This window comes from Humibacter ginsengiterrae, assembly GCF_054780115.1.
The window spans coordinates 185,274-209,313 of record NZ_BAAGWY010000003.1; the positions used below are offsets into that span (position 1 = coordinate 185,274).

General features: G+C 66.6%; 21 protein-coding genes. 15 read left to right on the plus strand and 6 right to left on the minus strand.

All coding sequences use genetic code 11. The features are described from left to right. The first annotated feature begins 15 nt into the window (after nt 1-15). The 11 genes from ACYVII_RS05770 (at nt 16) to ACYVII_RS05820 (ending at nt 12,206) form a co-directional block, all read left to right on the plus strand. Entirely contained in the window at nt 16-765 is a 750-nt protein-coding gene (locus ACYVII_RS05770; RefSeq protein WP_460532373.1) for a carbohydrate ABC transporter permease, read from the plus strand. Nucleotides 766-1,048: 283 nt separating this feature from the next. Then, nucleotides 1,049-1,444, plus strand: coding sequence for a tautomerase family protein (locus tag ACYVII_RS05775; protein WP_460532376.1), 396 nt, complete (start codon nt 1,049-1,051; stop codon nt 1,442-1,444). Nucleotides 1,445-1,596: 152 nt separating this feature from the next. After that, nucleotides 1,597-2,634, plus strand: coding sequence for a 5-dehydro-2-deoxygluconokinase (iolC, locus tag ACYVII_RS05780; RefSeq protein WP_460532378.1), 1,038 nt, complete (start codon nt 1,597-1,599; stop codon nt 2,632-2,634). 52 nt (nt 2,635-2,686) lie between these two features. Beyond that, nucleotides 2,687-3,568: a class I fructose-bisphosphate aldolase gene (locus tag ACYVII_RS05785; protein ID WP_460532836.1), complete on the plus strand. Its 882-nt coding sequence runs from the start codon at nt 2,687-2,689 to the stop codon at nt 3,566-3,568. A 55-nt stretch (nt 3,569-3,623) separates the two neighbouring features. Beyond that, nucleotides 3,624-5,237 (plus strand): CoA-acylating methylmalonate-semialdehyde dehydrogenase, encoded by a 1,614-nt coding sequence (locus ACYVII_RS05790; protein WP_460532381.1) that lies wholly within the window; start codon nt 3,624-3,626, stop codon nt 5,235-5,237. Nucleotides 5,238-5,285: 48 nt separating this feature from the next. Continuing rightward, complete coding sequence (gene iolB / locus ACYVII_RS05795; protein ID WP_460532384.1) at nt 5,286-6,191, plus strand: 5-deoxy-glucuronate isomerase; 906 nt, start codon at nt 5,286-5,288, stop codon at nt 6,189-6,191. Continuing rightward, nucleotides 6,188-8,134, plus strand: a complete 1,947-nt coding sequence (gene iolD / locus ACYVII_RS05800) for a 3D-(3,5/4)-trihydroxycyclohexane-1,2-dione acylhydrolase (decyclizing) (RefSeq protein WP_460532387.1) — start codon at nt 6,188-6,190, stop codon at nt 8,132-8,134. The genes iolB and iolD overlap by 4 nt, the downstream gene beginning before the upstream one ends. Nucleotides 8,135-8,160: 26 nt before the next feature. Beyond that, nucleotides 8,161-9,090 (plus strand): sugar phosphate isomerase/epimerase family protein, encoded by a 930-nt coding sequence (locus tag ACYVII_RS05805; RefSeq protein WP_460532390.1) that lies wholly within the window; start codon nt 8,161-8,163, stop codon nt 9,088-9,090. Nucleotides 9,091-9,109: 19 nt separating this feature from the next. Then, on the plus strand, nt 9,110-10,129 hold the full coding sequence (locus ACYVII_RS05810) for a Gfo/Idh/MocA family protein (protein WP_460532393.1): 1,020 nt from the start codon (nt 9,110-9,112) through the stop codon (nt 10,127-10,129). An 18-nt stretch (nt 10,130-10,147) separates the two neighbouring features. Then, nucleotides 10,148-11,038 (plus strand): sugar phosphate isomerase/epimerase family protein, encoded by an 891-nt coding sequence (locus ACYVII_RS05815; RefSeq protein WP_460532396.1) that lies wholly within the window; start codon nt 10,148-10,150, stop codon nt 11,036-11,038. A gap of 13 nt (nt 11,039-11,051) precedes the next feature. Further along, nucleotides 11,052-12,206, plus strand: coding sequence for a Gfo/Idh/MocA family protein (locus tag ACYVII_RS05820; protein WP_460532399.1), 1,155 nt, complete (start codon nt 11,052-11,054; stop codon nt 12,204-12,206). Nucleotides 12,207-12,230: 24 nt separating this feature from the next. On the opposite strand, the gene ACYVII_RS05825 is transcribed toward ACYVII_RS05820, so the two are convergent. Together ACYVII_RS05825 and ACYVII_RS05830 are read right to left on the minus strand one after the other, a co-directional pair. After that, complete coding sequence (locus ACYVII_RS05825) at nt 12,231-13,241, minus strand: sugar phosphate isomerase/epimerase family protein (RefSeq protein WP_460532402.1); 1,011 nt, start codon at nt 13,239-13,241, stop codon at nt 12,231-12,233. Further along, nucleotides 13,238-14,443, minus strand: coding sequence for a Gfo/Idh/MocA family protein (locus ACYVII_RS05830; RefSeq protein WP_460532405.1), 1,206 nt, complete (start codon nt 14,441-14,443; stop codon nt 13,238-13,240). The genes ACYVII_RS05825 and ACYVII_RS05830 overlap by 4 nt, the downstream gene beginning before the upstream one ends. A 141-nt stretch (nt 14,444-14,584) precedes the next feature. Here ACYVII_RS05830 and ACYVII_RS05835 point away from each other — a divergent pair, with 141 nt between their 5' ends. Beyond that, nucleotides 14,585-16,045 carry a sugar porter family MFS transporter gene (locus ACYVII_RS05835; RefSeq protein WP_460532408.1) on the plus strand — a complete coding sequence of 487 codons (1,461 nt, stop codon included), beginning with the start codon at nt 14,585-14,587 and terminating at the stop codon, nt 16,043-16,045. 15 nt (nt 16,046-16,060) lie between these two features. Here ACYVII_RS05835 and ACYVII_RS05840 read toward each other — a convergent pair whose 3' ends face one another. The 3 genes from ACYVII_RS05840 to ACYVII_RS05850 form a co-directional block, all read right to left on the minus strand. After that, nucleotides 16,061-16,831 (minus strand): GntR family transcriptional regulator, encoded by a 771-nt coding sequence (locus ACYVII_RS05840; RefSeq protein WP_460532411.1) that lies wholly within the window; start codon nt 16,829-16,831, stop codon nt 16,061-16,063. 109 nt (nt 16,832-16,940) lie between these two features. Next, nucleotides 16,941-18,536, minus strand: a complete 1,596-nt coding sequence (locus ACYVII_RS05845; RefSeq protein WP_460532414.1) for a hypothetical protein — start codon at nt 18,534-18,536, stop codon at nt 16,941-16,943. Between the two features lie 170 nt (nt 18,537-18,706). After that, a complete protein-coding gene (locus tag ACYVII_RS05850; protein ID WP_460532417.1) occupies nt 18,707-19,369 on the minus strand; it encodes a TetR/AcrR family transcriptional regulator in 663 nt (220 codons plus the stop codon). A 137-nt stretch (nt 19,370-19,506) separates the two neighbouring features. On the opposite strand from ACYVII_RS05850, the gene ACYVII_RS05855 reads away from it, so the two are divergent. Then, nucleotides 19,507-20,862 carry an MFS transporter gene (locus ACYVII_RS05855; RefSeq protein WP_460532420.1) on the plus strand — a complete coding sequence of 452 codons (1,356 nt, stop codon included), beginning with the start codon at nt 19,507-19,509 and terminating at the stop codon, nt 20,860-20,862. On the opposite strand, the gene ACYVII_RS05860 is transcribed toward ACYVII_RS05855, so the two are convergent. Continuing rightward, entirely contained in the window at nt 20,846-21,514 is a 669-nt protein-coding gene (locus ACYVII_RS05860; RefSeq protein ID WP_460532423.1) for a TetR/AcrR family transcriptional regulator, read from the minus strand. The two genes, ACYVII_RS05855 and ACYVII_RS05860, sit on opposite strands and share 17 nt — an antisense overlap. A gap of 240 nt (nt 21,515-21,754) precedes the next feature. Here ACYVII_RS05860 and ACYVII_RS05865 point away from each other — a divergent pair, with 240 nt between their 5' ends. Together ACYVII_RS05865 and ACYVII_RS05870 are read left to right on the plus strand one after the other, a co-directional pair. Continuing rightward, entirely contained in the window at nt 21,755-23,095 is a 1,341-nt protein-coding gene (locus ACYVII_RS05865; RefSeq protein WP_460532426.1) for an ABC transporter substrate-binding protein, read from the plus strand. Then, nucleotides 23,092-24,033, plus strand: a complete 942-nt coding sequence (locus tag ACYVII_RS05870; RefSeq protein WP_460532429.1) for a carbohydrate ABC transporter permease — start codon at nt 23,092-23,094, stop codon at nt 24,031-24,033. The genes ACYVII_RS05865 and ACYVII_RS05870 overlap by 4 nt, the downstream gene beginning before the upstream one ends. Nucleotides 24,034-24,040: the final 7 nt, after the last annotated feature.

Sequence of the window (24,040 nt, forward strand, 5' to 3'; positions counted from 1 at the left end):
CCGATCATCTCGATCGTGCTCGGATCGCTGAAGACAACGACTCAGATCGTCTCCCAGCCCCTGAGTCTGCCGAACCCGATACAGTTCGGGAACTATGCGCGTGGCTGGGCCGGTGTCGCAGTGGGCGAGTCGATGTCGACCTACTTCCTGAATACGATCGCCTTCTCGATCACGGCGGTCGTAGTCTCCACGATCGCGGGAACGATGGCGGCGTATGCGATCGCGCGTTCGACAAGCCGGATATCCGTCTTCTTCGAGAAGTCGTTCACTGTCCTGTACGCCCTGCCATATCTGGCCGTGATCATCCCGCTGTTCTCGATCACCGGAGACCTCGGGCTTCGAAGCAACCCCGTCGGCATCGGGCTTGTCTTCGGCGCGGGCTGGCTTTTCCTCACCGTCATCCTCATGTACGGCTTCTTCGCCGGGTTTCCGCATGACGTGATTGAAGCGGCGAAGACTGACGGTGCGTCCGAGTTCCGCATTTTCTGGACGCATGTCGTCCCTATGTCCAAGGGAGCGATCCTCAGCTGCATCCTCCTGGCGTTCATCTACTCGTGGAATAACCTGTCGCACACTTTGCCGTTGCTGGTCGACCCTGCATCGACGACGGTAGCCCCGGGATTGCTGCTCTTCAGCGCGCAGTACAGCGTCGATCTCGGTGCGCAGTTCGCCGGCATTGTGATCAGCATCGTTCCCCTCGTCCTGGCGTACATTCTGATGCACAAGCACGTAATGGAGAGCTTCCGGGTTGGATCCTTCCGTTAATCAACGAATGACCACCTTCGACCACCGCCATTCCCACGGTCTCTGCAGCATCTCTGTCCGGCCCGGGAACATCGCCAGGATCCATCAGCACCTGAGGATTGGGCCGCCGACGTCGACCCCGCCGCACTGTTTAACCTCCTGGGGCTCGATCGGCTACCTCGACCGAGACGACGGACTGATCGTCTCCAGCGTCTTCGCCGAAGACGAGTCCGCGGACGACGCTTCCCACTACCGGCTCGACAGACTGACCTGCGCCGGGTCCTCATCCAAGGAGTAATCAATCATGCCCCTCGTGCGTATCGACCACAGTCACAGCCGATCCAACAGCGAGGAGATCTCGGCCGCGATCCACGACGCCTTCGTGGACGTCTACGGGATCCCTGCGCGTGACCGTTTCCAGGTCATCACGACCAGGGAAGCGGACACCATCGTCGCCGAAGACGCTGGGCTCGGGTTCGAACGGACCGACCCTGTCGTCATCCAAATCTTCACCCAGCGCGGACGCAGCGTCGTTGCGAAGCAGCGCCTTTATGCCCAGATCGCGAAGCGTCTCGCCGGTGTGGGCGTCAGGGGCGAGGACGTTTTCATCGGCTACGTCGAGAACGGGCCCGAGGACTGGTCGTTCGGCTACGGCCGGGCGCAATACGTGACAGGCGAGCTCAAGGTCCCTGGGTTCTGAATCGCAAGCCAAGGGCCAATCGAGGACGAAAGACGAAGGGCGATCATGGAACTGCCGAAATGTTCGATTGTTAGCACAAAGTGTGATAGCGTGGCTACGCCGCGTCCCGGGTGCGGCGGGTTTCATCAGCCGACGAAGGAGTGGCCGAGGCAATGACGGAGACCGGCATGGCATATGAGTGGGAGCAGCCGACTGCGCAAGAGATCGAGGATGACGCGGCGCAGGCACCACGCATCGCGGCCTTCGACCTGATCACGTTCGGCCGCATCGGGGTCGACATCTATCCGCTGCAAGACGGCGTCGGCCTCGAAGAGGTGCAGACGTTCGGCAAGTACCTCGGCGGAAGCGCGACGAATGTGGCGATCGCGGCCGCACGCCACGGCCTGCGCAGCGCGGTGATCACGGGGACGGGCGCCGACCCGTTCGGACGGTACGCGCATCGGGAGCTGACGCGACTGGGCGTCGACGACCGCTTCGTCAAGACCGTTCCGGAGCTGAACACGCCCGTCACGTTCTGCGAGATCTTCCCGCCCGACGACTTTCCGCTCTACTTCTACCGGGAGCCGATCGCGCCCGACCTGACGATCACGCCGAAAGACCTGGATCTCGACCGGATCAGCAGGGCCCGCATCTTCTGGGCGACAGTGACGGGCCTCTCCCGAGAACCGAGCCGCGCCGCGCACCATGTGGCGTGGGATGCCCGTGGTCGGAAACCGCTCACGGTGCTCGACCTGGACTACCGTCCGATGTTCTGGGCGTCGCCCGAGGCGGCAACGACCGAGGTCGGCCGCGCGCTCGAGCAGGTGACGGTGGCCGTGGGCAACCGCGAGGAGTGCGCCATCGCGGTCGGCGAGACAGACCCGCACCGCGCGGCGGATGCCCTGCTCGAGCGGGGCGTGGAACTCGCGGTCGTGAAGCAGGGACCACGGGGTGTGCTCGCCAAGACCAGCGACGAGACGGTCGAGGTACCACCGTTCGCGGTGCAGGTCGTGAACGGTCTGGGTGCCGGTGACGGGTTCGGCGGGGCGCTCTGTTACGGGCTGTTGCAGGGCTGGGACCTGCGCCGTGTCATCCGCTTCGCGAATGTGGCGGGAGCGATCGTGGCCAGCCGGCGTGAGTGCTCAACGGCCATGCCGACCACCTCGGAGGTGGACGAGCTCATCGAGGAGGCCGACCGTGTCCGTGTCTGACCTCGCCGACCTTGCCGGTACCGCGAACGCTGGGGGAGCGCACGACGCCCGGATCAGTGCCGATGCCTTCGCCCGGCTCAGGGCCGCGCGGCAGCGCGATCCGGGATCCATCGCCACGACGCTTCAGGCCCGCACACGCCGCGAGCTCGTACGCGGCGACGGCCGGCTGTTCATCGTGGCCGCCGATCACCCCGCCCGTGGAGCTCTCGGGGTGCGAACGAACCCGCTCGCCATGGCGAACCGGTACGACCTGCTGCAGCGCCTCGCGCTCGCGTTGTCGCGACCTGGCGTCGACGGTGTGCTCGGCACGCCCGACGTGATCGAAGACCTCGCTCTGCTCGGCGCGCTCGACGGCAAGATCGCCGTCGGCTCCATGAACCGGGGCGGTCTGCGCGGCGCCGCGTTCGAGATGGACGACCGGTTCACCGGGTACGACGTCGACTCGATGGTGCGCTCGGGGCTGGATGCCGCCAAGCTGCTCGTGCGCGTGAACCTGCAGGATTCCGCGACGGCGGGCATCCTCGAGGACACCGCGCGTGCCGTGACGGAGTCGGCTCGTGCCGGCCTGCCGATCCTGCTTGAACCGTTCATGAGCGAGTGGGTCGACGGGCGCGTCGTGAACGACCTCTCGACGGATGCCGTCATCACCTCGGTCGCGATCGCGTCGGGTCTCGGCGCCACTTCGTCGTACACCTGGCTCAAGCTTCCGGTGGTGGCGGAGATGGAGCGGGTGATGCAGGCGACGACCCTGCCCACGCTGCTGCTGGGCGGTGACTCGGATGCCGATCCCGACGAGACCTACGCGTCGTGGGCATCCGCCCTGGCGCTGCCCGGCGTGCACGGCCTCGTGGTCGGTCGCACGCTGCTGTACCCGCAGGACGACGATGTGGCGCAGGCCGTCGACATCGCCGCCGCTCTCGTGCACGGGCGCTGACGGCATCCGCCGCGCTCGTGAGTCCTGACCTGTAGTGCAAGAAGTAAGGAACACCATGACGAACACCACTGAGACTCTCGCCCCAACGGAAACCGGTGCTGAGCTGCCGATCGTCTCGCACTGGATCGACGGCGCGGAGTACCCGTCGGCCAGCGGACGCACCGCTCCGGTCTTCAACCCGGCTCTCGGCGTGGAGACGAAGCGGGTCGCGCTCGCGGACCAGTCGGAGATCGACGCCGCGATCGCATCGGCTCAGCGCGGCTTCGAGGCGTGGAGCCGGTACTCGATCGCGAAGCGGCTGACGGTGCTGTTCAAGTTCCGTGAGCTGCTCAACGAACGCAAGGGCGAACTCGCCGAGATCATCACCTCGGAGCACGGCAAGGTGCTCTCGGACGCACTGGGTGAGATCAACCGCGGCCAGGAGGTCGTGGAACTCGCGACAGGGTTCCCGCACCTGACGAAGGGCGAGTTCAGCGAGGGAGCGTCGACCGGGATCGACGTGTACTCCATCAAGCAGCCTCTCGGCGTGGTCGGGCTGATCAGTCCGTTCAACTTCCCCGCGATGGTGCCGATGTGGTTCTTCCCGGTGGCGATCGCGGCGGGCAACGCCGTCGTGCTGAAGCCGAGCGAGAAGGACCCCTCCGCTTCGCTGTGGATCGCGAAGCTGTGGAAGGAGGCCGGGCTGCCGGATGGCGTCTTCACGGTGCTGCAGGGCGACAAGCTCGCCGTCGACGGGCTGCTGAACAGCCCGGTCGTGCAGTCGATCTCGTTCGTGGGCTCGACTCCGATCGCGCAGTACATCTACGAGACCGCGGCGAGGAACGGCAAGCGGGTGCAGGCGCTCGGCGGGGCGAAGAACCACATGCTGGTGCTGCCGGATGCCGACCTCGACCTGGTCGCCGACCAGGCGGTGAACGCCGGATACGGCGCCGCCGGCGAGCGGTGCATGGCGGTGTCGGTGGTGCTCGTGGTCGATGGGCCCCCACGGGCCGGTTCCGGCGCGTCGCGAAGCGACGGGACGGCCGAGCCCGTAGGGACTGTGGCCGACGAGCTGATCGGCAAGATCTCCGAGCGCATCGAACGGCTGAGGGTGGGAAACGGAGTCGGCGGCCCCGATGGGGAGCCTGACCTGGGACCGCTCATCTCGGCGGAGCACAAGAAGAAGGTCTCGGGCTACGTCGACATCGCCGAGGCGGATGGTGCCACGATCGTGGTCGACGGCCGCTCGTGCTCGGTGGAGGGCGGCGAGGACGGCTTCTTCTTCGGCCCCACCCTCATCGACGACCTGCCGACCAGCTCGCGGGCTTACCAGGAGGAGATCTTCGGCCCGGTGCTGCAGGTCGTGCGGGTGAAGACGTTCCAAGAGGGCATCGACCTCATCAACTCCGGCCAGTTCGGCAACGGCACCGCCATCTTCACGAACGACGGCGGTGCGGCCCGCCGCTTCCAGAGCGAGGTGCAGGTGGGCATGATCGGCATCAACGTTCCGATCCCGGTCCCGGTGGCATACCACTCCTTCGGCGGCTGGAAGAATTCGTTGTTCGGCGACGCCAAGGCGTACGGCGTGCACGGGTTCGACTTCTTCACGAGGGAGAAGGCGGTCACGAGTCGCTGGCTCGACCCGGCAACGCATGGCGGCATCAACCTCGGATTCCCACAGAACGACTGACCGAGACCTCCCGCAGAACGATCGACGAACGAAAGGCATCGCGTCACGATGGCTGTGCGCAATGAGTGGTTCTTTCCCCGTGGAGCGCTGAGCTCGGGCCCGTGGGAGGCCGTGGTCGACGGGAGTATCGACGGATGGCGGCACACGGGCATCCGTATCGCTCAGATCGACAGCAGGGGCGTAGACCTACCTGCCGCTGACCTCGAGCGAATCGTGGTGCCGCTCTCGGGCGGCTTCCGCGTGGAGCACGAGGGCACCGCGACGGAGCTCGAAGGTCGCGCCGGCGTTTTCGACGGGCCGACGGACGTGCTCTACGTGGGGTGCGGCGAGGGTCTGCGCATCAGCGCACAGGATGCCGGTGGGCGCGTCGCGATCGCCGAAGCCGTCACCACCGTGCGCAAGCGGAGCGTCTACCTGCCGAAGGCCGACGTTCCGGTGGAGATCAGGGGCGCCGGACGTGACACCAGGCAGGTGCACAACTTCGGCACGCCAGACGCTCTGGATGCCGCAGCGATCATCGCGTGCGAGGTCGTGACGCCGGCGGGAAACTGGTCGTCGCATCCCGCCCACAAGCACGACGAGGATGTTCCCGGTCACGAGTCCCGGCTCGAGGAGATCTACTACTTCGAGGCAGCACCGCACTCGGGGCTGAACGCGCCCGAGAACGTGGATGCCTTCGGCACGTTCGCCGCGTACTCCTCGCCGGCGGGCGAGATCGACACCGGCGCCGTGGTGCGAACCGGCGACATCGCGCTGGTGCCGTTCGGCTACCACGGCCCGGCCGCGGCGGCCCCCGAGTACGACCTGTACTACCTCAACGTGATGGCCGGCCCCGGCGAGAAGCGGGAATGGCTGATCAGCGACGACCCACGGCAGAGCTGGATCCGCAAGGCTTGGGAAAGCCGCCTTCCCGACCCACGGCTCAGCAGCGTGCAGAACGGAGCACACCGATGACGAGAAGACGCATGACGGTCGGTCAGGCGCTCGTCGAGTTCCTCGGCCACCAGTGGACGGTCGACGGCGACGTGCGCGAGCGAACGGTGCCCGGCATCCTGGGCATCTTCGGGCACGGCAACGTGGCCGGACTCGGTCAGGCGCTGAAGCAGTACAACGTGCTGCAGCCGACTCTGCTGCCGTACCACCAGGCACGCAACGAGCAGGCGATGGTGCATCAGGCTGTCGGGTTCGCGCGCGTGCACCGCAGGCGGGCGACATTGGCCGCCGCGGCATCCGTCGGTCCTGGGGCCGCGAACATGCTCACCGGTGCCGCGCTCGCTACTGCCAACCGACTGCCGGCGCTGCTCCTGCCGAGCGACACGTTCGCCACGCGAGTGGCCGACCCGGTGCTGCAGCAGCTGGAGCACCCGCACGATCTCGGCGTGCAGGTGACAGACGCGTTCCGTCCGCTGTCGCGGTTCTTCGACCGGGTCCAGCGCCCGGAACAGCTGTTCTCCATCGCGCTCGCCGCGATGCGCGTGCTGACCGACCCGGCCGAGACCGGTGCCGTCACGATCGCGTTGCCAGAAGATGTGCAGGCCGAGGCGATCGACGTGCCCGTGGAGTTCCTGCAAGACCGGGAGTGGCACATCCGTCGTCCGTTGCCGGAGCGGTGGGCGCTGGATGCCGCTGTGCGCGCGATCCGCGCGGCGAGGCATCCGTTCATCGTGGCGGGCGGGGGAGTCATCTACTCCGACGCGGAGACCGCCCTGCGAGCGCTCGTCGAGGCCACAGGCATCCCGGTCGGAACGAGTCAGGCCGGTGGCGGTGCGCTGAACTGGGATCACCCGCAGTATCTGGGGGGTGTGGGTGCTACCGGAACAGCCGCCGCCAACCGGTTGGCCGCCGAGGCCGACGTGGTCATCGGCATCGGCACCCGGTACAGCGACTTCACGACCGCGAGCCGCACCGCGTTCCAGAACCCTTCCGTCACGTTCGTGAACGTCAACGTGGCGCCGTTCGACGCCTACAAGCACGGCACACAGCTGGCGGTGGTCGCGGATGCGCGCGAGACGCTGACCGTGCTGCTCCCGGCCCTCGGGGGATACCGGGTGGAGCCGGCGTACGCCGAGCGCATCGAGCGCGAGAAGCGCCGGTGGGATGCCGTCGTCGACGAGGCGTTCCAGGCATCCGCTGCTCCGGGCGAAGCGGACCAGCAGCTGCCGAGCCAGTCGCAGATCATCGGCGCCGTGCAGTCGGCCAGCGCACCGCGGGACATCGTCGTACAGGCAGCGGGGTCGCTGCCGGGAGACCTGCACAAGCTGTGGCGGGTGCGCGACCCGCTCGGGTATCACGTGGAGTACGCATTCTCGACCATGGGATACGAGATCGCCGGCGGCCTCGGCGTGAAGCGCGGTCTGGAGGCGCTCGGTTCATCGGAGCAGGGCGATGAACGCGACGTCATCGTCATGGTCGGCGACGGCTCCTACCTCATGCTGCACAGTGAACTCGCCACGGCGGTGGCCGAGGGCATCAAGATCATCGTCGTGCTCATCCAGAACGAAGGCTTCGCCTCCATCGGGCACCTCTCCGAGACCGTCGGCTCGCAACGGTTCGGCACCCGCTACCGCTACCTGAACCGCGACGAGCTCAACTTCGAGTCCGGCAGCCTGCTCGACGCGGTCGACCTCGCGGCGAACGCGCGCAGCTACGGCATCGACGTCATCGAGATCGAACCGGGAGCGGATGCCGTCGCCCGGCTGCACGACGCGGTCGTGGCGGCGAAGGCGAGCCAGGCATCCACGCTCATCCACATCCACTCCGACCCGTTCCAGTACGCACCGGACGGCGACGGATGGTGGGATGTGCCGGTCGCGCAGGTCTCCGAGCTGGAGAGCACCAAGCAGGCGTACGACGAGTACGTCGAACAACGCAAGAACCAGCGGCCCCTGCTGGGCTGAGCCGCCCCTACACGAGAAGGACGACGATGACCGACACCGACACCGCGCCACATACGCAGGGCCTGCGCATCGGCACGGCCCCCGACTCGTGGGGCGTGTGGTTCCCGGATGATCCGCGCCAGATTCCGTGGCAGCGGTTCCTCGACGAGGTGCAGACCGCCGGCTACCACTGGATCGAGCTCGGACCGTACGGCTACCTGCCCACCGACCCGCACGAGCTGGAGGACGAGCTCGGCAAGCGCGACCTCGAGCTCTCGGCCGGAACGGTGTTCACCGGGTTCCACAAGGGTGAGGAGCAGTGGCAGCGCGCGTGGGACCAGGCCGTGAAGGTGGCGGGGCTGGCGCACGCGCTCGGTGCAGAGCACATCGTGGTCATCCCCGACCTGTGGCGTTCGGATGCCACGGGCGAGACCCTCGAGTCGCGCACGCTCACCGACGACCAGTGGGCGCAGCTCGCAGCCGGCCATGACCGGCTGGGCAAGGCGCTGTACGAGGAGTACGGGGTGCACCAGCAGTTCCACTCGCACGCCGACAGCCACGTCGGCACCTACCGTGAGGTCGAGCGGCTGCTCGAGCTGACCGACCCGCGGTACGTGAACCTCTGCCTCGACACCGGCCACTTCGCGTACTACGGAGGCGACAACGTGAAGCTGATCGGCGCGCATCCGGACCGCATCGGGTACCTGCACCTCAAGCAGATCGACCCAGACCTGCGCTTCGAAGTACTGAAGAACGACGTGCCGTTCGCCGACGCCGCCATCGACGTCATGGTGGAGCCGCCCGCCGGCGTTCCGGACTTCGCCCCGATCATCGAAGCGGTCTCGGCCATCGACGAGAACATCTTCGCGATCGTCGAGCAGGACATGCCGGGCGTCGACATCGACGTGCCCGCGGCCATTGCCACCCGCACCCGGCAGCACATCTTCGGGTGCTCGCCGCTCACCCGTATCCGCTGACTCGGCCGAAAGAGACACTATGACCACCACCACTGACCTCCGCGTGGGCGTCGTCGGCGCCGGCATGATGGGCGCCGACCACGTGAACCGCCTCACCACGACCATCGCCGGTGCGGTGGTGTCGGCGATCATCGAGCCGGATGCCGGGCGCGCGCAAGCCGCCGCAGCGCACGCTCCAGGAGCGGCAGTGTTCAGTGCGATCGAGCAAGCCCTGGATGCGGATGCCGTCGACGCTGTCGTGATCGCCACGCCCGGGCAATTCCACGAGCCGGTGCTGCTGCCGGCACTCGAGGCGGGCATCCCGATCCTGTGCGAGAAGCCGCTGACGCAGGACCCCGAATCCTCCTGGCGCATCGTGGAGGCGGAGCAGAAGACCGGCAAACGCCTGATCCAGGTCGGGTTCATGCGCCGGTTCGACGCGCAGTACCGGCAGCTCAAGCAGCTGATCGCCTCAGGGACCGCGGGCGAGCTGCTCATGCTGCGGGGTGTGCACCGCAACCCGTCCGTGCCCGACAGCTACACCCAGCAGATGCTCATCACCGACTCGGTCGTGCACGAGTTCGACGTGGTGCCCTGGCTCGCCGGCGCCACCATCCGCTCCGTCGAGGTGCGGTACGGCAAGCGCAACGCGCTCAGCCCGGAGCGGCTGCGCGAGCCGATCCTCGTGCTGATGGAGCTCGACAACGGCGTGCTCGTCGATGTGGAGATGAACGTCAGCGTGCAGTTCGGCTACCAGGTGGCCACCGAGGCGGTGTTCCAGCGCGGTGTCGCGCGCATCGGTCAGCCGGACGGGCTGCAGCTGTGGCAGGACGGCCGATTCCAGATAGACGAGCACCAGAGCTTCACGACGAGGTTCAAGCAGGCCTACGACGTCGAGGTGCAGGACTGGGTGGATGCCGCCCGCCGCGGCGGCATCGCCGGGCCGTCGGCATGGGACGGCTACAAGGTGGCCGTAGCATGCGCCGCCGGCGTGAAGGCGCTGGAGACCGAGGGACCGGTCGCGGTCGAACTTCCGCCCGTGCCGGAGTTCTACGCGTAGAGAAAGAGGAGAACCTCCATGGTGAAGATCGCCCTCGACCCCACGCCCTACCACTCGACGCACTCGTTCCTGGAGTTCTTCGACGTCGCCGCGGCAGCCGGCTACGACTGGATCCAGCTCACGCCGCACCCGGACTTCATCCCCTTCTTCTCGCACCCTCGCGTCGACCGGGAGTACCTCGCCGCGGTGAAGAAGCGTGCTGCGGATGCCGGCGTCGGCATCTGCTCGCTGCTTCCCGTGCAGCGCTGGTCGTGGCCCGACGAGCTGCCCCGCGAGGCGGCGGTGCGCAACTGGAAGCGCATCATCCAGATCGCCGAAGACCTCGAGGTGCCGGTGATCAACACGGAGTTCTCGGGGCGTCCGGAGCGCGCGGAGGAGTCCGAAGCCGGCTTCTACCGGTCGATGGAGGAGCTGCTTCCACTGATCGAGGCATCCGGGGTGCGGGTGAACATCGACCCTCACCCCGACGACTTCGTCGAGGATGCGCTCGACGCATGGCGCATCATCCGCGGACTTGATTCGAATGCCGTCGGCCAGGTCTACGTCGCCAGCCACACGTTCCACTACGGCGACCGCGCGACCACGCTCATCCCCGAGCTGGGGGAGAGGCTCGGCGCCGTCTACACCGCCGACTCGTTCGACCACCGCCGCTCGCACGGGCTGCGCTACATCACCAACCCGCCCGGCAACCCCGCCCGGGTGCACCAGCATCTGAGGATCGGCGACGGCGACGTGAACTGGAGGGAGCTCTTCGTGGTGCTGCAGGCATCCGGATTCCTCGACCGTGAGGATGCCATCATCTGCTCGAACGTGTTCGCGGAGGACGAGACCGCCGACGAGACGTCGCGGTTCCAGCTGACGCGCATACGCGAGCTGATTGCTGAGGCGAATCCGGGCAGCACAGCATGAAGGTCGCGGCACGATGACGGCGCGACCGCTCGGCATCGGACTGATCAGCGTCGGCTGGATGGGGCGCGCGCACTCCCGGGCTTATCGCAACGTGAACGAGCACTACCCGGAGCTGCCCGTGCGCCCGCGGCTCGTCGTCGCCGCCGACGTGGTGGAGCGCAATCGTACGGATGCCGTCGAATTGCTCGGGTACGAGCGCGCCGTCGCGGACTACCGGGACGTGCTCGCCGATCCGGATGTCGAGGCCGTGTCGATCTGCTCGCCCAATTTCCTGCACCGTGAGATGGCGCTCGCCGCGGCGGCGGCGGGCAAGCCGTTCTGGATCGAGAAGCCGATGGGTCGGGGCCGTGCGGAGAGCGCGGACATCGCCCGCGCCGCCGAGGGGCGCGGGCTGGTCACGGCGGTGGGCTTCAGCTACCGCAACCCGCCGGCGATCGCGAGGGCGCGTGAGCTCGTCGCATCGGGTCGCCTGGGCCGCATCACGAACATGCGGGTCTCGTTCCTGGCCGACTACTCGTCGAACCCGGATGACCCGCTCACCTGGCGCTTCGAACGCGACCGCGCAGGCTCGGGAGTGTACGGCGACCTGCTCTCACACGGGTTCGACCTTGCGATGCAGCTCGTCGGGCCGATCGCGGAGGTGACCGCGGTGCAGGAGACGTTCCTGGCCGAGCGGCCCCGCGTGGTGGGCGCCACGGTGGGGCATCATGCCGACGCCGTGGGTGAGCCAGGGCCCGTCGAGAACGAGGACTACGCCGGCGTGCTCGCACGCTTCGAGAACGGCGCCGTCGGGGTGTTCGAGTCCAGCCGGGTTGCCGTGGGTCCACGAGCCGAGTACGTCGTCGAGGTGTACGGAACGGAGGGGTCGCTGCGCTGGGACTTCCAGCGCATGAACGAGCTGCAGGTCGCGCTGCGAGGCTCAGGCGAGTACGGGTACACGACCGTGTACGCGCAGCCCGGCGACGGCGACTTCGCCCGCTTCCAGCCCGGCGGCGGCGCCGGCATGGGCTTCGACGACCTGAAGACGATCGAGGCGGTGCACTTCCTGCGCTCCGTCGCCGAAGGTGTGCAGCACGGACCTTCTGTAGCCGACGGCCTCGCCGCCGCAGCGGTCGCCGACGCCGCGGAGCGCTCAGGCACGACGCGGCAGTGGACGGCGGTGGCCTGAGCGTCAGCTCGAGAACTCGCGACCTCAGCGGCCTGGCTGCTGCAGCGCGGCATCCGCTGCCTTGAGCACATCCGCTGCGACCTCGATGCCCTCGATGCGTCCCAGCTCGGTGTCCTCGTGCTCGATGTTGACCATCATGTCGGGGTCGACGTCGTGCAGCGCCCGCAGGAACTCGGTCCAGTAGGCGACGTCGTGCCCCTTGCCGAGCGCGACGAAGTCCCACGATGAGGGCCTCGGCCATTCGTTGGCCCATTCGTCGCCGCCGAGGTTGGTGCGCGGCTCGTCCGGGCGCAGCCGGCGGAACGAGTTGTCCAGCACTCCGTTCAGCGCTGCCGTCTCGGGGTTGATGCGCACGTCTTTCGCCGCGGCATGGAACACCAGCTCGCCGAGATGGCGGACCACCGCAACGGGGTCCATCTGCTGCCAGAACAGGTGGGATGCGTCGAGCTCGACGCCCACGTTCGTCGCGCCCGTCAGGTCGATGAGCTTGTGCACGCTCGCCACGTTGAACACGACGTTCTGCGGGTGCAGCTCCAGCGCGACCTTGACGTCGTGGTCGCGAGCCATCCGGTCGATCTCCCGCCAGAAGTCAGGGACGATCGACCATTGATGGTCGAGCACGTCGAGGGCAGCGGAGTTCCACGCGTTCACGATCCAGTTCGGGCGCGACGCGCCCGGCTCCCCGCCAGGGAGCCCCGACATCGTGACGACGCGATGCTGCCCCAACCGCTCCGCAAGACGGATCGAGCGGCGCACATCCTCGGCGTGTTTCGGACCGATCGAGGGATTCGGATGCAGCGGGTTGCCGTTGCAGTTCAGCCCGGCGATCGAGACTCCCGTGCCCTCGAACAGGCCGAGGTAGTCATCCCGAGCGGCGTCGCTCACGAGGATGTCGTCGAACGTGGGCACATGCACGGCGGGCAGGAACCCGCCCGTGTTGATCTCCAGCCCGGTGAGGCCGAGCCCGGCGATGACGTCGATCGCCTCGGGCAGCGGGCGGTCGTGCAGGATCGCGTTGTACAGTCCGAGCCTCATCGTCCGTCCTCCTGCGCGATCTCGACCTCGCGTCCGTCGTTCGCTGCGGATTCGGCGACCGCGACGAGCATCCGCATGTTGTGCAGGCCCTCCGCGAACCCGGCGTTGCGCGGCAGCGACTCGGATTCCGGGATGCCGGCGACCTCCTCGAGGAACGCCCGCGCCTGGAACACGAACCCGTCGTTCTGGCCGATGGCGACTCCCGGCGCATCCATCGCCAGACCGCCGCGCCAGTACGGATGCTCGGGGCCGAGGACGACGGTGCGGTATCCGTTCGTCGCTGGGTCGCCGCCGGCCACGAAGACGCGCACCTCGCCCGGGTTGCGGAAGTCGAAGGCGGCCGACCCGTTCTCGCAGAACACCTCGACGCCGAGCGTGTTCGGGTGGCCGGCCGAGACCCGTGAGACCTGAAGGGTCGCTGTGGCGTCGCTGGCGAACCTCGCCGAGAACGCGGCGAAGTCGTCGTTCTCCACCATCTCGCGCTCCTCGCCGACCGCGACGTGCTCGTGGCCGACGACGGCGCCCAACGGCTTGGGGCGGGAGGTGATGGCGGTGTTCAAGGTGCCGCCTCGCACCGCGACGATCTCGCTGTTCGCGGCGAACTCGGCGAGATAGCTGAGGTGACTGCCGACATCCGCGAGCGCGCCCGATCCGGCCGGTCCCTTGTACCGCCAGCTGATCGGCGCCTGTGGATCGCAGCCGTAGTCGGTGAAGTAGTAGCCGTTCACGTGCATCGCACGGCCGAGCCGCCCGGATCGCACGAGGTCGTTGACGAAGGCGAAGCCCGGCTGCCGGCGGAACGTGAGGCCGATCCGCGCGATCGCGGCCGAGGCATCCGCTGCGGCGACCATCGCCTCGGCGTCGTCGATCGTGTCGGACAGCGGCTTCTCGCACAGCACGTGCTTGCCGGCGGCGAGCATGCCCTCGACGATCTCGCGGTGCAGCGAGTTCGCGACCACGACGCTCACGACCTGGATGTCGTCGTTCGCCGCGATCGCCTGCCAGGAGGTGTCGTGGCGTTCGAAGCCGTACCGCGCGGCCGTCTCGACCGCGAGCGGTTCGTACGCGTCGGCGATCGAGACGAGACGCACGGGCGGCAGGGCGCTGCGATACAGCGTCGGTGCGGCGCGGTAGGCGGCGGCGTGGGCCTTGCCGGCCATGCCTGCGCCGATGACGGCGACTCCTATGTCGTCTGTGCTCATGGATGACTCCCGCGAGGTCTGTGGCGGACATCAACACGCTAACACGAAGAATGTATGTTTGACAGGACATAAAGACGTGTGATGTTCTTGGATCCAGGACGTCAGAAGCGACGTGACGAACGATGCGACGAAGGAGTCCAGATGTCCCAGCCCTCGACCACCAATGCGAGCGCCGGATCCAGTTCCACGCTCCCACCGCTGACCCCCGGCCCGTACCGCAAGCGTCTCGGCGTCGTCGCGCTCGTCGCGACGTTCGGCGGACTGCTCTTCGGCTACGACACGAGCGTCATCAACGGCGCCCTGAACCCGATGAGCCACGAACTGGGGCTCACCGCGTTCACCGAGGGGGTGGTCACGAGTTCGCTGCTGTTCGGAGCTGCCGTCGGAGCCGTCACCGGCGGACGGCTCTCGGATGCCTGGGGTCGCCGCAAGACGATCATCCTGCTGTCGGTGCTCTTCTTCGTCGGCGCCCTGTTCTGCGTGTTCACGCCCGACCTGGCGTTCATGGTCGTGGGTCGCGTCATCCTCGGCCTGGCGGTAGGGGCGGCGTCGACCGTCGTTCCCGTGTTCCTGGCAGAGCTCGCGCCCTTCGAGATCCGCGGGTCTCTCGCCGGCCGCAACGAGATGATGATCGTCGTCGGTCAGCTCGCCGCGCTGGTGGTCAACGCGATCATCGGCAGCATCTGGAACGACGTCGGCTGGATCTGGCGCGTCATGCTCGCGTTCGAGGCCATCCCGGCCGCAGCGCTCTTCATCGGGATGCTTCGCATGCCCGAGTCGCCGCGCTGGCTGGCCGAGAAGGGGCGTATCGACCAAGCGCTGGAGGTCTTGAAGACGCTGCGGCCGGTCAATCGGGCAGAACCGGAGTTGAGTGAGATCACGACGGTCGTCAAGGAAGAGACCGAGCGCGTTCAGATGGATTGGCGGAGCATCCTGAAGAACAAATGGCTGATCCGCATCCTGCTCGTGGGCATCGGGCTCGGCGTGGCTCAGCAGTTCACCGGCATCAACTCGATCATGTACTACGGCCAGATCGTGCTGATCGAGTCCGGCTTCTCGAAGACCGCCGCCCTGATCGCGAACCTCGGGCCCGGCATCATCGCCGTGATCGGCGCGATCATCGCACTGCAGATGATGGACCGCTTCAGCCGCCGCAAGACCTTCCTCATCGGCTTCTCGCTGACCACGCTGTGCCACATCCTGATCGGTATCGCCTCGATGTTGTTGCCGACGGGCAATCCGCTGCGGCCGTACGTGATCCTCTTCCTCGTGGTCGCGTTCGTCGGCTCGATGCAGACGTTCCTGAACGTGGCCGTCTGGGTGACGCTGTCGGAGATCTTCCCGCTGAAGATGCGGGCGTTCGGCATGGGCGTCTCGGTGTTCATGCTGTGGATCGCCAACGCGTTCCTCGGGCTCTACTTCCCGTCGCTCATCGCCGCAGTCGGGATCACCGGATCGTTCTTCATCTTCGCGGGCCTGGGCATCCTGTCGCTGATCTTCGTGTACACGCAGGTGCCGGAGACCCGCGGCCGCACCCTGGAGGAGCTCGAGGAGGACGTCACGACCGGCGCGATCTACCTGCCAGAGAAGAAGAACGCGTGAGTTGCACGTTCCGGATCAGTTGTTGACCAGCGTGATCTCGAACGCGTAGAGATCGGGGCGGTAGCAATGCCGGCCGAACTCCACGGCCTTGCCGTTGTTGTTGTAGGCGGTGCGGTCCATCGTGAGCACCGGGCCGTGCGGCTTCAGGTCGAGCAACTCGCTCTCCTCGTGGGTCGCCGCCCGGGCTCCGATGCGCTGGTGCGCCACGCTGATCAGCGTTCCCCGGGCGCGCATCAGCTGGTAGAGGCCGCGTGCCCTGAGGTCGTCCTCGGAGATGTCCGCGAACTCCTGCGGCAGAAAGTTCTCCAGCACTGCCAGGGCAACCCCGTCTGATGACCGCACTCGCCGCACGTGCAGCACCGGCGATCCCTTGGGCAGCGACAGCATCTCGGCGATGGTGTCGTCAGCCTCGATCACCTCACGCGTGAGCAACGTGGTTCCCGGATGTTTGCTCCCGCGCTCCAGATCGTCGTACAGGCTGGTGAGCTCCACCTTGCGGGTGAGCGGTCGCTGCACCACCTGTGTGCCGATGCCTCGTCGGCGAACAAGGAGTCCCTTGCCGACGAGTTCCTGGATGGCCCGCCGCACGGTCGGTCGCGACAGACCCAGTCGCTCGCCGAGCGCGATCTCGTTCTCCAGGCGCGCGCCGGGTGCGAGGGTTCCGTCCGCGATCGCCTGCTCGATCTTCGTGGCGATCTGGAAATACATCGGGATCGGACCCGACCGGTCGATGTCCATGAACAGCTCGGACGGCAGGGTGGTCTGCTCGGCGATCGTGTCCGGCATCTGAACTCCCTCTGACGCGCGGCGTCCTGTCACGGGCACGTGACAAAGTCCGCCATTTGTCAGGAGTTTACGTCATAAGGCGGCTCGTGCTGCATCCCGAACGAGGGGTTTACGGCACGAGGTCGTCGACGGAGAGATACGTCTCTCCATATCGCACGTGGCCGCGTGTGCGAGGCAGCCCTTCCTCGTCGGGTTCGAAGAGCAGGCGAGCGCCGTCGCGGATGCCCGACCAGCACGCCCGAACACGCATCTCGCCGCGTTCCTCGCCCGTGAGCTCGAGGTCGGCCTCATAGACCGTGCCCTCCGCCATCGAACTGACGGCCTTCTCGACGCCGTTGTAGAAGCAACGGCCATCGTCGCTGTAGTCGACATAGCGGGACATCGCGGATGCCGTGCCGCCGAGCCCGCCGAACTCGCGTTCGAACTCGAGGTAACCCGAGCGCGCGCCGGCGATGCGCCCGGAGCGCACGGGCTCCGCGGTGCGCTTGAGGAGTTCTTCCGCTTCGTGGCCCCTGATGCCGTACGCGATGTCATCCGGGGTCGCGCTCGGTCCCACCGGTTGCCGAGCCTCGCGGTCCAGCAGCTTCGCGGTCCGGATTCGCATGTTCGGCTCGGCCCCGTCCAGGCCGCTTCCCCGCGCCATCTCCATCCACATCGACCGGCGGCCATCCGGATGCCATGACATCGGCGAGCAGTACACCCACGTCTCGTCGGGGTCGTTCAGGGCGACCCCGACGTAGTCAGGCTCGGTCATCGAGCGATGGATGTCTATGAGCACCGGCCCGATGTTCCCTTCGCGGAATGCGCGCACGCCCTGGACCGTGTAGTTGTACACCGTCCACGCCAGCGTCATCCCCACGAGGTTCGCGTGCGGTCGGGGTAGCAGACCGAGGAAGGCAGGGTTTGTGCCGCGAGAAGCGCGCGAGGTCATCACCATGCCGAGTCGTTCGTCGGGGGAGAAGATCGTCGTCTCGTCGTAACCGGGCGCCTGCGTGATGCGGGTGATCGATCCGGTGGCCAGGTCCTGCACGACGGAGTCGGTCAGCGCTCCGCCGCCGTCTCCGACCGCGGAGATCGCTGCACCGCCGTGCACGAACTGCTTCACCTCGCCGCCTCGCATGGGGGAGGTGGCGAAGTAGCCGGGGCGGTCGGCATCCGGAACCAGCAGGTCGGTGCTGCTGATGATCGTGGGATCGTCGATGACGTAGCGGTCGTCGTCCCGGTGCAGACGGCCGAGGGCCACGATAGCCGTCAGGTCGGTGCGCAGCGCGGTCCAGGCGATGTGGTCGTCGGGGGAGACGATGATCTCCGACCAATGGTGAGAGGTCAGCGGGTCGCCTGCGAGGTTCCAGGGGTAGTCGACCTCGACCAGCGCGGTGTGCTCGCATGCGTCGATGTTCGGGCTGCACTCGAGCACGTAGTCGCCGAGCAGGATGCGGGAGTTGTCGGCGAACGGCATGTGCCGGATGCCGTTGGCGGTCGCCCGCTGCGGAATACGCCCGGAGAAGATGTTCGTGAACGATTGACCGTCGTTGTCGACCACTGCGGCGTTGTACCAGTCGTCCACTTCGGGGTCCTCGGCCGTGCGGTAGAAGACGAAGACACGGCCCGACACTGTGTAGGTGGCGCTCAGCACGCGAACGCCATCGGGAGCGGGAACGGTGGCGATCTCGATCTCGCCGAACTCGTCGGTGATCAGCTTCATTGCAGCCCTGCCTTACGCTTCAGTCCTTGTCGTTCGACCGCTCATCACGAGGGTCGCGTCGTGACAGTAGCACGAAAATAGGATTGCGAAACTATTTTGGGGAGATGATTCCGTATCGCCAGGCATGGCGCATGACAGCGAGATCTCCCGCTCGGGGATCGGTCGCTCGACTACGCAGTCGTGGCCTGCGGCTCGGGCGACTGGCGCGCCGCGAGCACGTCGAAGCCCGGGATGACAGTGTTCAGAAAGGCGCGGAAGTCGCGCTCCATGTCGACGCTCGTGCGGTCGAAGAGCCACTGCGCCTGCAGGCCGTTGATCAGGGCGATCGTCTGCGTGGCCAGTGCCTCGGGGGAGGAATCGGAGTGCAACAGGCCGAGTCGGGCGAGCGACTCGTAGGCCAGCCGGTAGAACTCGCGCAGATTCCGGTAGTGCTCGATGTAGTGAGCGTGCGCGGGATGCTCGGGCGATGCGGCTTCGCCCGAGACCACGGTGTGCAGCTCGAGGAGTCCAGGGCGGTGCACGTTGTCGTGGATGACCGCGAGCATGCCCCGGAAGACGCCGAGGGGATCTGTCTCCCAGTCCAGGGCGCCGATTGAGTCGAGGAACTCGTGGTCGCGATCGGCCCGGTAGTCGAGCACGGCCTGCAGCAGATCCTCCTTCTTCGGGAAGTGATGCAGCAGGCCGGTGTAGCTGATGCCGGCGCGCACCGCGATGTCCTTCATGGTCGTGCCGTGGAAGCCGCTCTCGGCGAATGCCTCGATGCAGGCCTCGAGGATGCGCTGTCGCGTCGCCGCGGTCTTCGCGTACGGTCCTCTGGCGCCAGACGTGCTCACGCAGCCACGATAGCCGTTTGCCTGAAAATAGTGTTGCAATTCGAGTTTCACGTATAGTGTGTCCACCAACGCGGCAACCATGAGTCGTGCCCCACCAAGAACGTTTCGTTCATCACCAAGAACAATGGAGTTTCCTGATGGCGTCATCCGAACCCGAACCCACAGCATCCGTTCCCGCCGATCTGGCATCGGCGGGTGAGCGCGCGGCCGAGGACGTCGCGCAGGCGGTCGAGACGTCCCTGGAGACGAGGTCTTCTCTGACACTGCCGCCGTTGAGGCGGTGGGGAGCTGGATACCTTGCCGTGCTGTTCGTCGCGCAATTCGTGATCTCGATCGCGACGCTCGCCCCGAGCACCTATTCGCTGGCGATCCGCGTGCAGACGATGTCGCCCTCCGATAAGGACACGATGCTGGCGCTCGTGCTGACGATCCCGGCGATCGCAATCATCATCGTGAACCCGGTGGTGGGTATCCTGAGCGACCGCACCAGGTCGAGGCTCGGCCGACGGCGCCCGTGGATGCTCGGCGGGCTCGTCGCCGGGCTGGTCGGTCTCGCGATCGTCGGGGTCGCGCCGGGGATCCCGTTGGTGATCGTCGGCTGGACGATCGGCTACCTCGGTCTGATCATCGCCGGATCGATGATGATCACGCACTTCGGCGACGCCCTTCCGGAGAACCAGCGCGGAAAGGTCGCCGGCATCAACGGGGCGATCACGCAGATCGGGCCGATCGCGGGCATCCTGCTCTCCGGAGCCCTGGTGCAGATGCCCTTCCTGCTCTTCTTCGTGCCCGGCGCGCTGGCTCTGCTCGGCAGCGTCGCGTTCCTCGTGCGCATGAAAGACCCGTCGACGAAGGAGGCCGTGTTCGAGCACGTCAGCATCGGCGGCATCTTCGCCCGCATGGTGTTCAACCCGCGCAAGCATAAGGACTTCGCCTGGGTGTGGATCAGCAAGGCGGCGACGTTCATCGCCCTGTACCTGATGTCGATCTACGGCGTGTACTTCCTCGGCGAGCGCCTTCATCTGAGCCAGACCGCCGTCGCCGGGCTGATCGCGACGTCGGGCGGCATCGGCATCCTGATGACCATGATCGGTGCGCTGGGCAGCGGATACCTCTCCGACAAGATCCGCAGGCGACGCGTACTCGTCGTGATTGCCGGAGGCGTGCTGGCCGCAGGGCTCGTCATCATCGCGACAACGGCGTCGCCGACCCAGTACATCGTCGGCGGCCTCGTGTTCGCACTGGGTACCGGGATCTTCGGCGCCGTCGACCAGGCGCTCGCGTTGGACGTTCTGCCCGACCGCGTGACGCCGGGCCGGTTCCTGGCGATCAACGGCCTCGCGAACGAGATTCCGAAGGCGATCGCCCCGGTCGTGGCAGCGCTGCTGGTCGGCATCGGCGGGGGTGGCCAGTACGAGCTCGTCTACATCGCGGCCGCTGTGCTGGCGCTCGCCGGCGGCCTGCTGGTCATCCCGGTCAAGAGCGTGCGGTAACCCCCGAGCCGCCGGTTGCGGCCGCGTGCGCCATCGCTTTACGGGCTGGGGGAGTGTCGCGGGCAAGGGCGGCGGGTCCTAGAATCGCGACGATCAACGATGCCAGTTCTTCGCCCATGTCGAAGGACGGCTCCGCCAGCCATTGGATCTGCAACCCCTCCCACCCCGCGTGGATCAAGCGCGAGGCGCGGTCGGCGTCGACTGACGCGGCGACCGCGCCTTCGGACTGGAGCTGGCGGATGCTGTCGGCCATGAGCTCGTTGCTCCTGCGCGAACGCTGCTTGAAGTACTCGTGCGCAGGGTGGGCCGGGTCGCTCGCCTCGCCCGCCATGGCTGTGTGCAGCCGCAGTATGTTGGTGCGCTGCACGCCCGCGGCTGCTCTGGATGGCGCCTGCTGAACCGACTCGCCATTGGGTAGAGCGGAGATCTGCACGTCATCGAAGTACTGCAGTGCGCCGATCAGAAGCTCGTCCTTGCTCGGGAAGTGGTAAAGCACTCCCGGTTCGCTCAAGCCCGTTCGCCTCGCGATCTCGGCGGTCACAACGGCTCGATGACCCTTCTCTATCACGAGGGCCAGGGTGGCCTCCGCGATGTCACGCCGACGCTCCTTGGTCTTCGCGTAGCTGCCGCGCGCACCGGTGACCTTTCCCATGAGTCATCACGGTAACAGCAACGACACGAAAACTATTGCCGATTCAGGATTGACTCTCGCGCTTGCCATGGTTAGCATCGCAACCACGAACTCTATTACCGATTCAGAGTTCGCGCCTCGAGTCGATGACACAGCATTCCCTTCCGGCCTAACGCTTCGGCAAGAACGGCTCCTGGCGATTCCCAATCAGTTGTCCGGTCAGAGCGGCTCGCCGCTCTCGTCTTTCAAAGGTGAGGACCCATGCATTCCCGAACAATGAAACGTTCCACGTCGACGAGACGGCGCTCGGCGGCGCTGGCGGTTGGCGCGATGGTCACGGCGGCATCCCTCTTGCTCACCGGGTGCTCAGCGAGCGGTGAGCCTGCTGCGTCAGCCACAGCCACGAGTGAGAAGGATGTGACGCTCACGTTCCTGAATCAGTCGCGCGGACAGGAGGCCGCACTGAACTACCTGGCCAAGGAGTACAAGAAGGAGACGGGGATCACAGTCAACATCGACTCTCCCGGGCCCGCCGACTACCTGCCGAAGCTGCAGGCGCTCGCCCAGTCGAAGCAGGTGCCCGACATCTACTCCGCGTTCAACGCGACATCGATGGCACCCTTCTACAAGGCCGGTTGGGCGATGGACTTGACCAAGGAGCTGAAGGGGAGCTGGGGAAAGGACTTCTCGCCGGCGGTGATCAAGATGGCGACGTTCGAGCCGGGGAACAATCTCGGTGTCAAGCCGGGCATCTACACCGTGCACTGGGAGACGCAGTCGTACGGCATCCTCGCGGACCCGACGGCGAGCGGGATCAGCGCGTCGAATCCGCCGAAGACGACGACGGCACTGATCGACAAGCTGGCCGCGAGCAACAAGGCGGGCAAGGGCGGCTTCTCGGTGGCGGCATCTGTCACACCGCAGTTGATGCAGTATGTCGCATCGAACTGGCTGACGGACACGCAGATCTCCGACACGTTCGCCGGCAAATACAGCTGGAAGTCGACCGGATGGCAGAAGGCGTTCCAGTTCCTCGCCGATCTCCGTGCGGCGGGGGCGATACAGAGCAACGCGCTTCCCGGCGGCCAAAACGACAACCCGACCGTGGAGACGAACTTCTTCACGAAGCACAGCGTGGCCGCGTACTTCGATGGCACGCCTGGGGTCTCGGTCGCTCATGCGACGTCGCCCGACTACACCTCATACATCTCGATGGCGGTTCCGAAGGCTCCTGACGCGAAATACACGCCGCGTGCACCGGGCGTGCCGGGCAAGGGCGCGGTCATCAATCCGCGGGGAAAGCATGTGCAGGCTGCACTCGATTTCGTCAAGTGGCTGACTGCCGAGCCGCAGCAGAAGGTCTTCGTCGACCAGGCCTACATCATCCCGACGAACCCAGCCCTGCTGGCCAGTGGCAAGCTGCCGGGACCGCTGCAGGGCTTCGCCGCCTCGATCAAGAACCTGCAGGTCATCCCGAACACGTTCAGCGCGCAAGTGGCCGATGCGATCACCCGTGACTCGCAGCAACTCGTGCTCGGCCAGATGACCGTAGAGCAGGTAGTCGCGGACGTCCAGACCGCTCAGGACAGCAGCCAGCAGTGACGTCATCGCTCGCTTCCTCGTCTGTGCGACGCCCCCAAGCCACGGCGTCGCACGGACGGCGGCCCGCACGTCGCAAGGCCATCACCGGTTACGTGTTCCTGGTTCCCGCGCTCGTGCTGATCGCCCTGTTCACGCTGGTGCCGTTCGTGGAGGCGATCCTGTTGAGCTTCCAGTCCTGGGACGGGGTCAGCCCCGAAACCCCGTGGGTCGGGCTGGCGAACTTCCAGGCGGTCTTCCGGAACGCCCCGTTCTGGGCGTCGATGAAGAACGTTCTCATTTTCGGTGTCGTGGGGTTCTTCGTCGGCAACGGCATCTCGATGATCATGGCCCTGGCCGTGCACAGCGCTCGCAAGGGCCGCACGTTCTTCCGCACCGTGTACTACCTGCCGAGCGTGCTCTCCGTGGTGGTCGTCGGCATGGTGTTCTCCGCGATGCTGGACCCGCAATCCGGCATCGTCAATCGCGTCCTCGGCGCCGTCGGGTTGACATGGCTCGAACACGACTGGCTCAACGATCCGCACGTCGCGCTGCTCGCGGTGATCGGTGTGTTCCTGTGGTTGCACTGGGGCTTCGGCTTCATCCTGTTCCTTGCTGGGCTGCAGGACATCCCGCAGTACCTCTACGAGGCCGCCGAGCTCGACGGCGCCCGCGGATGGGCGAAGTTCCGGTACATCACCTGGCCGCAACTCGCACCGGTGACCACGATCGTCAGCCTCCTCACGCTCCTCGCTGCTCTGCAGATCTTCGGCACCGTCCAGGTGCTCACGAACGGTGGGCCCGGTTACGCGACCATGGTGCCGACACTGCAGATCTTCACGCAGGCGTTCACCTACAACAACTACGGCCTGGCCGCTGCGATGTCCGTGATCTTCGGCGGCGCCCTCGTCCTCCTCTCTGTCCTCCAACTCGCGCTCTCACGGCGGCGCGCCAACACATGAGTCCCAC